The organism is Idiomarina sp. UBA4520 (genome assembly GCF_002388365.1).
Taxonomy (GTDB): Bacteria; Pseudomonadota; Gammaproteobacteria; order Enterobacterales; family Alteromonadaceae; genus Idiomarina; species Idiomarina zobellii.
The window spans coordinates 22,583-34,456 of sequence record NZ_DGMK01000013.1; the positions used below are offsets into that span (position 1 = coordinate 22,583).

Annotated in this window: 8 protein-coding genes and 1 pseudogene; 8 read left to right on the forward strand and 1 reads right to left on the reverse strand. The window is 48.6% G+C overall.

Annotation, left to right across the window (positions count from 1 at the left end; translation table 11 throughout):
* Positions 1-60 precede the first annotated feature (60 nt).
* The 7 genes from B3850_RS05695 to cysQ all read left to right on the forward strand — a co-directional run bounded on the left by B3850_RS05695 (position 61) and on the right by cysQ (position 11,118).
* Positions 61-2,799, forward strand: coding sequence for an SLBB domain-containing protein (locus B3850_RS05695; protein WP_286911525.1), 2,739 nt, complete (start codon positions 61-63; stop codon positions 2,797-2,799).
* A gap of 135 nt (positions 2,800-2,934) precedes the next feature.
* Positions 2,935-3,228: a hypothetical protein gene (locus B3850_RS05700; protein ID WP_286872078.1), complete on the forward strand. Its 294-nt coding sequence runs from the start codon at positions 2,935-2,937 to the stop codon at positions 3,226-3,228.
* Positions 3,229-3,346: 118 nt separating this feature from the next.
* Positions 3,347-4,030 carry a YjbF family lipoprotein gene (locus B3850_RS05705; protein ID WP_286872075.1) on the forward strand — a complete coding sequence of 228 codons (684 nt, stop codon included), beginning with the start codon at positions 3,347-3,349 and terminating at the stop codon, positions 4,028-4,030.
* Entirely contained in the window at positions 4,027-6,906 is a 2,880-nt protein-coding gene (locus B3850_RS05710) for a YjbH domain-containing protein (protein ID WP_286911526.1), read from the forward strand. The genes B3850_RS05705 and B3850_RS05710 overlap by 4 nt, the downstream gene beginning before the upstream one ends.
* A 51-nt stretch (positions 6,907-6,957) precedes the next feature.
* Positions 6,958-8,868, forward strand: coding sequence for a nucleoside-diphosphate sugar epimerase/dehydratase (locus B3850_RS05715; protein WP_286911527.1), 1,911 nt, complete (start codon positions 6,958-6,960; stop codon positions 8,866-8,868).
* A 19-nt stretch (positions 8,869-8,887) separates the two neighbouring features.
* A complete protein-coding gene (gene pgi, locus B3850_RS05720) occupies positions 8,888-10,360 on the forward strand; it encodes a glucose-6-phosphate isomerase (protein WP_286872064.1) in 1,473 nt (490 codons plus the stop codon).
* Positions 10,360-11,118: a 3'(2'),5'-bisphosphate nucleotidase CysQ gene (gene cysQ, locus B3850_RS05725; protein WP_286872061.1), complete on the forward strand. Its 759-nt coding sequence runs from the start codon at positions 10,360-10,362 to the stop codon at positions 11,116-11,118. Before pgi ends, cysQ begins: the two co-directional genes overlap by 1 nt.
* Before the next feature lie 271 nt (positions 11,119-11,389).
* On the opposite strand, the pseudogene B3850_RS05730 reads toward cysQ, so the two are convergent.
* Positions 11,390-11,476: pseudogene (locus B3850_RS05730) on the reverse strand (integrase core domain-containing protein); the annotation flags it as partial.
* Between the two features lie 35 nt (positions 11,477-11,511).
* Between B3850_RS05730 and B3850_RS05735 the strand changes: the two are divergent.
* Positions 11,512-11,874: HipA domain-containing protein (locus tag B3850_RS05735; protein ID WP_286872082.1), on the forward strand; the 363-nt coding region annotated here is incomplete at its 3' end.

Consider the following 11,874-nt stretch of genomic DNA (forward strand, 5'->3'; position numbering starts at 1 on the left):
TTATAAAATGCTGCGATTATTCAGGTGCAAATTAAGTAATAAACATAAAGGGGAAGCGCTTTGATTTCTTGGAAGTCTATCTTGTCGAGTATGGTACTGCTCGTTGCTGTTGTTGCTTTAGGTAATTCAATAACAGTACATGCGCAGTCTATGCCGAGCCAGGCTCAAATTGAGCAATTAAAGAAACTGCCTCGTGCCCAGCAGGAAGCCCTTGCCCGACAGTTTGGCATTGACCCCAGCATGTTGGATCAGGTAAACGGTTCTTCTTCAAGCTCAAGCAGCAAGAGCCAGCAACAAGAAGATGTCGTTTTCCCGCGAGGCACTCGTTTTGATAAAAATGGCGACCCGATAATTCCGGAAGATTTAGAAGCCCAGTTCACTCGTGACGACGATGAGCTAAAAGCCTTTGGTTATGACTTATTTTCCGGCGAGCCAAAAACGTTTGCTCCCACCTCTTATGCACCAGTGCCTTCCAGTTACATTATGGGCGTTGGCGACACCATTAAAATTCAGCTTTTTGGTAAAGAAAACCGCACCTACGACTTAACCATTGACCGAGAAGGTAAAGTGGTTATTCCTGACCTGGGTGAGCTAACGGTTGCGGGCTTAAGCTACACCCTAATGCAGGAACTTATTCAGAATCAGGTAAAGCAACGCCTTATTGGCTTTAATGCTGCCGTATCTATGGGTGAGCTGCGCTCCATTCAGGTGTTTATTGCTGGAGAAGCCTATAAGCCGGGCTCTTACACGGTAAGCTCGCTGTCGACCATTAGCCAGGCGCTGTATGTTGCCGGTGGTGTGTCGGACATTGCGTCACTGCGTTCTATTCGGCTAATGCGCGCTGGCGAGGTCATTGCTGACTTCGACTTGTACGACTTGCTGCTAAAAGGCGATGCGTCTGATGACCGTATTCTACAAAGTGGTGACGTTGTTTTCATTCCTGCGCGCGGCGACATGGTGACCGTTAAAGGTCAGGTCAAACGCCCAGCTTTATATGAGCTAAAAGGCGATGAAACTTTAGAAGACGCATTGCGTTTTGCCGGCGGCAGTGAAGACGACGCTTACTTAGCATCGGCACAGCTCGAGCGTATTGTTCGAGGCCAGCGGGTTATTAGTACGGTTGACTTAACCTCAAATGCTGAGTTGGGCAAAGCGCTAAAAGGCGGTGATGTATTAACTCTTCGCCAGGTGTCAGAGTCGCTTAACAACAGCTTGTTGTTAGTCGGTGCGGTGACTCGCCCGGGGCATTATGAGTGGAAGCCAGGCATTCGCATTAACGATATTTTGTTCGATAGCCGTCAGGACTTATTAGAGCAGGCCGATTTAGGCTACGGTCTGGTCGTGCGTGAAACTGGTGCGAAACGTGACTTGAGCTTGTATCAATTTAATGTGGCGGAGGCTATTTCCGGCGTTGAAGGTGAGAACTTACAACTGCAAGAGCGTGACCAAATTGTTATTTTTAGCCGCTACCAGACGAAAGAAGAAGAAAAGCAGAAACTCTCTCGCTTTACTTTAACAAAGCAGGAGCGTCAGGCTGAAGAGCGTCAGGAGTTATTGAGCGATTATCGTCAGGCGTTTTTAGAAGACTTGGTAAAAGAAGCTAAAGCGTCGGAAAAGGAAGAGAGAGAGAAGCTAGCACAACAACGCTTAACGCCTTTATCTGAGTTGTTTGGCTCTCCGGACGAAGACGACGTTGAAGTTGCGGAGGAAGACTTGGCGTTGTACTCACGTGATAAAATGCTGGAACCCATAATGCAGCGCATTCAGCGTCAGCGTACTCGCAACGGCAATACGCCACTGGTTTACGTGTCGGGTGAAGTTAACCACCCTGGGGTATACCCTTTAGTGGAAAATGCCAGTGTCAGTCGCTTAATTGATGCTGCGGGCGGTATTAAAGACTCGGCTTACTTAAAACGCGCTGAAATTACCCGTTTTGAGTTCAATAAAGACACCACTCAGACTGACTATGTCACAGTTGCATTGAATGATGTGCTGCAAGGTACGGTGGATGTTCCGCTGCAAGGGCGTGACCGTTTAAACGTGCTGAGTATTCCTGAATGGCAGAGTACCTATGAAGTGACCCTGCGGGGGGAAGTCCGCTTCCCGGGAACCTACGCCATCAAGCGCGGCGAAACCCTTACTCAGCTTATTGAGCGGGCAGGTGGCTTTACAGAACATGCGTTTATAAAAGGTGCGGTGTTTACTCGTGAAGAGCTGCGCAAGCAGGAGCAAGAGCGTAAAAAAATTCTGGCGCAAGAGCTTCAACGCGAAGTTGCCGGAAATATGCTGACTGGCACCGGCGATAGTCGCGTTTCTTATGATGAAATGCGCACGTTGTTGGCTGACTTGCTGTCGGCAGAGCCGGTAGGACGTTTAATTATGGACTTGCCGAAACTGTTAAGCGCTAATGGTGCCAACGACGTTCAGTTAAAAGACGGCGACACCTTGCACGTTCCTTCCCGTAATGACTCGGTGAGTATTATGGGCGAAGTGCAAATGGCCACCTCTTACCGTTTTGACCCTGACGTATCGGTGGAAGAGTACATTGACCGCAGTGGTGGCACTAAAGAAAAAGCGGACGAAGACCGTATTTATATTGTTAAAGCCAACGGGGCCATTGAACGTTACGAAGGCGGCAGCAGTTGGTTTAGCTTTAGCGAAAGCTCACAGTTAGGCCCGGGCGATGCTATTATTGTGCCTATGGACACAACGTATACTGAAAACTTGGAGTTGTGGTCACAGGTAACCAGTATTTTGTATAACACGGCTGTGGCAGTGGCTGCCATTAACAGTATTTAACAAATTTTACTGAAAATTTAAAAATCCAGTTTGCATTTAGCAGCGTATAAACATACTATGAAAGTTGCTGTTAACTGGAGAGTTTTCAGTCTACAGCGATACATGTATCAATATCTCGGGAGTGAGGTTAATATTATGAAAACTTTAGCATTATCAGTTATTGCTGCGTTAGGTTTAGCGACCGCACCAGCAATGGCACAGGAAGGTACAGCTGGTGAGAGCGCATCAGGCGCTGGCATCGGTGGCATGTCAACTCAGGCGCTAGTATTTGCGGGTGTTGCAGCAGCGGCAACTGTAGCAGTTGTTTCTGATAGCTCATCAAACCCGGTAGTTGACCCTGAAGATCCAACGGATCCAGATCCAGAGCCAATCGTAACGGTTACTGGTACAGGTACTAACACCTACACTATTACTATTCCAGCTCAGTAATCGCTTATTGTGTTAATTGCGAAGCGCTTCGCAGTGAACACTTTAAAAGAGCTGTGATAAAATACCGCCGTTTGGCGGTATTTTTTTATGCGCTGTGGTTTAACTTGTGAGACTTCTTATGATTCGGAACGGACTCTTTGCCGGTTTTCTACTAATTTTGGTTGGCTGTACAGCTGTTACGGACGAAGTTCGTGAAACAGTTGAATATGCGTTTAAAGACACTGAGGATGCTGAGCTCAGCGCCGAGGAAATAGAGAACTTTCCTTACACCTCTTTGTATGCCCAGTGGCAGGGAAAAGCCCGAAGCTTAATTGTTTTAGGCTTTGTTAATAAACCAAATAAGTACCATTTTATTACCGCTGAGAAAGAGACCCTCGTTCTTGAGAATGGGCGGGTCACACGTACTCAAAGCCTCAATCACAACCTGTTAAGCGTGTCGAATTTAAAGAATGACCCGCTACGCTGCATTGTAACAAAGCCGAAGTCTTGTAATAACACCTGGCAGCGCGCCTATGACTACCAGTTCGACGAGGGCACTCGTGTTAGCCGAAACGTGCAGTCGACTTTCACGGTGAAGCACCATGAGCAACTGGATATGCCTTATGGCCCGGCAATGGCAACTTTGGTAGAAGAAGCGGGTAAGTTTACTTTAACCGGTGAGCGCTTTGTAAATCGGTTCTGGGTGGAGTCGGACGGTCATGTCATAAAAAGCGAGCAACGCATTATTCCCAATAAGCCGCTATTAAACCTTACCCAGGTCACCTGGATAGGTCGCACTAATAACTCAGAGTCAGCCCAATGAGTGATGTTATGAAACGTATTCTTATTGCTTTATTCGCTATGGCCGTTTTGGCGGAATCAGACGTGGCAAACGCAGAAACCAAACAGGTGCAATTTGAGGGGCCGGTTCGACTTAAACAAGCTTTGAACGCCATTGAAGAGCAAGGCCTTCTGGCGGATGTCTATTGGCCGGCTGTGCGGTTGGTTAAAACCGATGAGGCTGCTGACTTAGAACGTAAAAAACAAAATATACTATTGCAGTTGGCTGAGCTGGAAGCTTATTGGCGCGGCCGCCGTGAAACTGACAAAGCTGATGCCGCGCTTATGTTGCAGGGGCAAATAAAAGGCTGGCAGCTGGGGCAACAGTACTGGGGGCACATAAGCATTGAACAAGCGCGTCAAAATTTAGCGGACAACCCACTGCTACCAGAAGGAAATTATTCGTTAGTGTTGCCCGAGCGACCAGAGCATATTTATGTGTATGGCTTAGTCAGCAAGCCGGGTAAGTACGAGTTCCATACTGGCAAAACAGTCGCAAATTGGCTGAGCAGCGTTGAGGAGAAATCTGAGTTACTTGATGGCTATAACAAAAACGTTGCGACGGTGGTGTCTGTTGACGACGAACAACAAACCGACTGGGCGTACTATAAACAAAGTGACGCTGAGCTGATGCCCGGCAATATCCTTTGGTTAGGCTTTGAGCCGAATCAGTTGCCGCCAAAATATAAATCGTTAAATGGCGACATTCGTGGTTTGCTGAAGCATTTTGTGGCAGATACATCGGTTCGCTCAGCGACTAATGCGCCTGTGTACCAGGTGGGCGCAGCACCTACCTCAGAATGGCATTGGTCGCGCCGTGACTTGTCCCCCAGTTATAATGACTATGGTTCGGTAGGGTTATTACAGAACCCGACGGCTCGTATGATGGAGGAAGGAGCGTTTGCGATAACCTATTCCGATATGGAAGAGTACCGCCGTTATACAGTGAACTTACAGTTGTTGCCTTGGTTAGAAACCACGGCATTTTATACCGAGTTTCCAAATAAACTGTACAGTGATGTGCCGGACTTTAGCGGTGACAACATTCTTGCCGATAAAGGTTTCGATATAAAAGCCCGCTTATGGGAAGAAAGTTATTGGCTGCCGGAAGTGAGCGTGGGCTTTCGTGACTTTGCCGGAACCGGTTTGTTCGATGCCGAATACGTAGTCGCGAATAAACGCTTCGGTCCGGTTGATGTAAGCTTAGGCTTAGGCTTTGGTCGTTTAGGTACTCATGACGACTTTACCAACCCGTTCTGCGAGTTGTCTGACGATTACTGTCAGCGCGAAAATAGCTTTGGGGGCAACGGTGGTAAGGTTGAGTATGACCGCTGGTTTACCGGTCCTATGGCCGTATTCGGTGGCCTAGAGTATCAAACCCCGTGGGAGCCACTTAGCCTGAAAGTAGAGTATGACGGTAACGACTACTCGACCGAACGTGCCGGCGTACCGATAAAACAAGACAGTCGCTGGAACTTTGGCGCGAATTATCAGGTTTCTGATTACTTCGATGTGCAACTGAGTTACGAGCGTGGCAATACGCTTATGTTCAACTTTAGCCTGCGTACCAACTTCAGTACCTTGAATCAGATAAAGGTGACGCCGGACAAGGTGGTACCCACCGAAGAAAAGCGTAAAGCGTCGCTGGCCGACGTAGACTGGGCTGGAATGAACCGCACTATGCGTGAACAAATGGCGTTCAGCGGAGCGCGCTTTGCGGCGAAAGATGATGAAGTGACTATGTACGCTTACCACTTCCGTTATCGTGATAGTGAAGAAGCTTATGACCGGGCGGCCCGCGTTATGGCGGCGGAATTACCCGACAGTGTGAAAACCTACAATATGGTCGATATGGCGCTGTTCGACCCCAACGTGAACACCAAAATTGATGCCGAACAGTTTAAAGACAGGGTACTTAACCGGGAGCCGGGCAAAGACGTTGACGACGTGGACGACTTGTTCGTTCGACTAGAGTCGCCGGATATGCCTGAGCGCGGCGACGATAGCTGGATGCTAAACCCTGAGAACAAGTTCACCAACCGTTATGGATTGAAACCTTTCCTGGACCAAAGCTTTGGTAACCCTGAGACTTTCTATACCTATCAGCTGGGCGTGTACGCTTTTGGTCGTCGTTGGCTGAATGACAATATTGAGCTGTTTGGTGAGGTAGGCTTTAACATTGCTACTAACTACGACGACTTTCTGTTCTTAGGTGGTGGCCGAGATGCGCTACCGCCGGTGCGTACCGACATTCGTAAATATGTACAAAGTGACATTTGGTTAGATTCAGCGCAGGTAACGTACCACAAACGTTTAGGGCAGGACTGGTTTGCCATGGCTTATGCCGGCTACTTAGAGCGTATGTACGGTGGCTTGGGGGCTGAAGTGCTTTATAAGCCGGTAGACAGTCGGTGGGCCTTTGGTTTGAATGCTAACCGGGTTCGTAAACGTGACTTTGAAGGCGGTGCCGGTTTCTTAGACTACGAAGTGACGACAGGTTTTGCCAGTGTGTATTATCAAATGCCATGGTTGTCTGACTCGTTATTGCAGTTAGACTTTGGCCAGTTCCTGGCGAAAGACAAAGGCGTACAAGTGACCATGCAAAAACGCTTTGACAGCGGTGTGGTTGCCGGGGCATATGCGGCCTTTACGGATGTGTCATCGGAAGAGTATGGTGAAGGAAGCTTTACCAAAGGCTTCTTCATTAGCATACCATTCGACTTAATGAGTGTGCGTCCGACCCGTGAGCGCGTTGGCTTTACTTGGGTACCATTGTCACGAAATGGTGGACAACAGTTGCAACGTCGCGCCCGTTTGTATGACTATACGGATGACAGAGCGCCGTTTTATAATCGCTAATACACGGAAACGATAAAAAGGATAAACACCGTGAACCCATTGAAGTTGTTGATGCAGTTACCGAGAAACGTGAAGCGCGGAATAGGGCTTTTCGTTGATGTTGTGTCCATTACGGTAGCAATGGTAACAGCCTACTTACTCAGCTTTGATGCCATTATGCCGCTGAAATGGTCGCAGTGGATGATTCTTGGTGGTCTTGTTTTATGCGCAACCTTATTGGCGTTTATTCGTTTTGGTTTGTACCGTGCGGTTATCCGCTATGTTGGCTTTAAAGTTTTAAGCTTAGTTTTTGTTACCGTAGTATTTAGCGGTGCGTTCTTAGTGATTGGCGCGCTGGTTATGGGTATTGCGCTGCCGGTTTCAGCGGTGGTGAATTATGTGTTGCTGGCATTCCTGTTAACCGGCGGCAGCCGTTTGATTGTTCGCGAAGGCTATCAGCGTGCTATGAGTCGTAAGAAGGATCGGGTGCTGATATACGGCGCCGGGTCTGCCGGTCGCCAGCTTGCGCAAGCCCTGAATAACGGTGGCGAGTTTCATCCGGTGATGTTTGCGGACGATGATCCCGGTCTGCAAGATACGTCGGTACTGGGTATGAGCGTTATTAAACCGGGACGTATTGAAAAAGCCGTGTACGACGCTGATATCCAACGTGTGCTTTTAGCCCTACCGAGTACTCCTCGTTCACGCCGTCGTGAAATTCTTGAAGCCTTAGAGTCTTTGCCGGTTAAAGTACAAACCGTGCCGGGCATGGCTGACATGGTGAACAACGAAATGTCCATTGACCAGTTACAGGACATTCGCGTTGAAGATCTATTGGGGCGAGATCCGGTAACACCGGATGCCCGTTTAATGGAAAAACATATTACTGGTTTGACGGTTTTGGTGACCGGAGCCGGCGGTTCTATTGGCTCTGAGTTGTGTCGTCAGATATTGTTGCAGCGACCGAAAGTCTTAGTGCTGTATGAGCTTTCAGAATTTGCTTTATATAGCATTGAAAGAGAACTGATTGATATATGTGAGCAGCAGGGTATTGGTGCCGAAGTGATACCGGTTATTGGTACCGTGCAAAGACGCAACCGCATTGAGACCGTACTGAAAAGCTTTAATGTCGATACGGTGTACCATGCTGCCGCTTATAAGCATGTGCCTTTGGTGGAATACAACATGGTCGAAGGCGTGCGTAATAACGTCTTCGGTACCTGGCATACGGCGGAAGCGGCTATAGCGGCAGGCGTTAAACAGTTTGTGCTGATATCTACCGATAAGGCGGTGCGCCCGACCAATGTGATGGGAACGACGAAGCGTCTGTCGGAGTTGGTGTTGCAAGCCTTAGCGTTGCGTCAGTCAGAGACCCGTTTTTGCATGGTGCGCTTTGGTAATGTTTTGGGGTCTTCTGGCTCGGTTGTTCCGCTGTTTAAAGAGCAAATTGAGCGTGGCGGACCGGTAACAGTGACGCACCCGGATATTACCCGGTTCTTTATGACCATACCGGAGGCGGCTCAGCTGGTGATCCAAGCCGGCACCATGGGCCACTCTGGCTCGGTGTTTGTACTGGACATGGGCGAGTCCGTTAAAATTGTCGACTTAGCCCGTAAGATGATTCGCTTGTCCGGCCTTGAAGAAAAAACTGAGCAGAACCCGCACGGCGACATAGCTATTGAGTTTACCGGCCTGCGCCCTGGTGAGAAGCTGTATGAAGAACTGCTCATTGGCGACAATGTTGAAGCCAGTGACCACGCTCGTATTTTGCGCGCGAATGAGCAGTCTCTGGCTTGGGGAGACATGCAGCAGTTGCTTGAAAAACTTGATGATACTTGCCAGCGCTTTGCAATTGATGAGCTGCGTGACGTGTTGCTAAATGCCCCAACGGGTTACAAGCCAACAGACGACCGTATTTGTGATGTGATTTGGAATAAACATAAAACCTGTGAAGATAAAAGCGACGACGCAGATGTTGCATGACTTACTTAGGGACAGTTAAATGATAAAAAACGGACCTTATCTGGCACTGGATACCAGCTACCAGAAGCTGGCAGTGAATGAACTGATTGAACAAACGGGAAAACGCTTACCTGAGTCATTTAATGACGCTCGTGAGCAGCTTAGCCGTGGTGAGTATCTGAATGTCAGTGAAAACCGCCCGGTGACCCATACATTAAGTCGTTCTATTCATGCGGTGGCTAAGCAGACTAACCGTAAAACCCGCTTTGTTGAGGTGGTACAGAAGCTGCGTTCTGGCCGTTGGCTGGGGTCGACCGGAAAGCCTATTACCGACGTGGTCAATATTGGTGTAGGTGGCTCTGACTTAGGTCCGCAAATGGGCTCGTTTGCGTTAAAAGAGTTTGCTGATGATGCGGTTTTGCATGACCTGCAAGTGCATTTTGTTTCGTCGATGGATGGCGGGCAGCTCTACGCGGTACTACCTATTGTCGACCCGGAAACCACCTTATTTATTATTTCGTCCAAGTCATTTGGCACTATTGATACCTTAGCAAACGTGGACACGGTGCGCCGTTGGATAGAGCCTGCATTAACTCAGGAGCAGTGGTTGGACAAACACGTAATAGGTGTGTCGGCGAACGCCCAGGCTATGACGGACTACGGTATTCCACCTTCGCAGCAGTTTACTTTTGGTGAAGGGGTAGGTGGCCGCTTTTCTCTGTGGTCAGCTATTGGCCTGAGCATAGCACTGACAACTGGTGTACGACCATTTGAGCGCATGCTGGAAGGCGCCAAAGCTATGGACGAGCACTTTTTCACAGCACCGGCCGAAGACAACTTGCCTATGTTACTGGCGCTTTATGGCGTGTATAACCGTGAAGAACTGGGCATTAATAATTTGGCGATTTTGCCGTACGACGGACGCTTGCGTATGTTACCGAACTATTTGCAGCAGCTGGACATGGAAAGTAACGGTAAACAGGCAACCGCAGACAATAAAGCGATTGATTACCCAACTGGCCCTATTATTTGGGGCGGTTTTGGACCGAATGGACAACATGCGTTTTTCCAGCATTTGCATCAGGGCTATGACGAGTTTACTGCGGACTTTGTGGCGGTCTTAAAACGCGCAGCTCCAGGGTTCGAGCCCTCAGTTCAGGAAGGGCTGGCGTCGCAGCAGCGTTTGGCCGTTGCTAATTGCTTAGCGCACAGACGCCTGATGTGGGAAGGCAGTAAGAACGTCGAGTCGCCGCGAGATAACTACCCCGGAGGACACCCATCGAACCTACTGATAATGGATGAACTGACCCCGGAAAGCTTCGGTGCGTTGATAGCCGCTTATGAGCACAAGGTATTTACCCAGGGGGTTATTTGGGGCTTAAACAGCTTCGACCAACCCGGCGTTGAGAAAGGCAAGAAAATAGCAATGGATGTGCTGAAAGTTCTGGACGGCGACAGCGATGAGTCCTTTGATGAAAGTACCGATGCCGTTATAAAACGGATGAAGATGTAATGACGGAATTGCTTGAAGATGTAAAGAAAATTGCCCGCGACGCTGGTGCCGCCATTATGGATGTGTACGAAAGTGACGACTTTAACGTGCAACAAAAGGGCGACGACAGCCCGCTGACAAAGGCCGATTTAGCAGCGCACAAGGTTATTTGTGACGGCTTGCGTGCATTGGAGACTCAGTATCCGATTATTTCTGAAGAGTCTTCGGAAATTAGCTGGGAGCAGCGCAAACATTGGAGTCGCTACTGGTTGGTGGACCCACTTGATGGCACCAAAGAGTTTATTAAGCGCAATGGCGAGTTTACGGTCAACATTGCGTTAATTGAAAAAGGCGTGCCGATTATGGGTGTGGTGTATGCGCCTGTATTGGATGCTATGTATACCGGCGAGCGTGATATGGGCGCCATGTTGAATGATAAGCCGATTAAAGTGGCTGCCAAAGCTCCGGCGACTTTGCGTGTGGTTGGCTCACGTTCACACCCGTCGAGGGAAACGACGGATTGGCTAGATTCCTTAGGCAAGCCATACGAAATGGTGCCTATGGGCAGCTCATTGAAAATATGTCTGGTGGCTGAAGGCGAAGCTGACATTTACCCGCGTTTAGGCTCTACCTGTGAGTGGGATACCGCGGCAGCCCATGCCGTATTAAGCGCCGCTGGTGGCGACATTACCACCATTAACGGTGATCCACTGCTTTATAATCAAAAAGACGATTATTTGAACCCGCATTTTATTGCTCAGCCGCAAAACTTTATGTAACGCATTCAATTTCACTAATAGGCCGCATCTAACAATCGTTGGATGCGGCTTTTTTGTTGCTTTCCCAATTGCCTTTGTTAATTGGTGAGCTAAAGTTTTCAGAGACAAGTCGTGGCGGCGTGTTTAGTTTTGTCTACGATAATGCTTTCCTAACGTCGGACTACCGCTTGCAGGTTGACCCTCAGCTCACGCTACACCGTGGGGAGTTTTACAATGATGCACCCTGACCTTTCCCCTGAACTAACACCATCTTATCGATGAAATTTCAGTTTTAAGCTACCTGTTTTGCGAACTCCACAGGCGGTAAATAATTTAACGAGCTATGCGGGCGTTCGTAATTGTAATGACGCTGATATTGACAGTGACGAGTATTACCGTTGGCTTAAGATGCTTATGTCGTCGGGCTCTTCGCTGGGAGGGGCAAGGCCAAAGGCTTGTGTCGTCGATAATGACAAACATCTTTGGATTGCTAAGTTTCCTAACCTGAATGACGCTTACGATGTTGGTGCTTGGGAAATGCTGTGTCATGAGTTGGCTGTTGCGTCAGGCGTGGAAATGTTTGCTTGTGATGTACGTAAATTTTCATCTCAACACCATACCTTTTTGACAAAGCGGTTTGATCGTGTGGCGGATAAGCGCATTCACTTCTCCTCTGCAATGACGCAGCTTCAATACTATGACGGTGAGCAGTCTGAGGGGGCAAGTTACTTGGAGCTTGCTGAGTTTCTAACAATGCATGTTTCGGATGAATCCGAA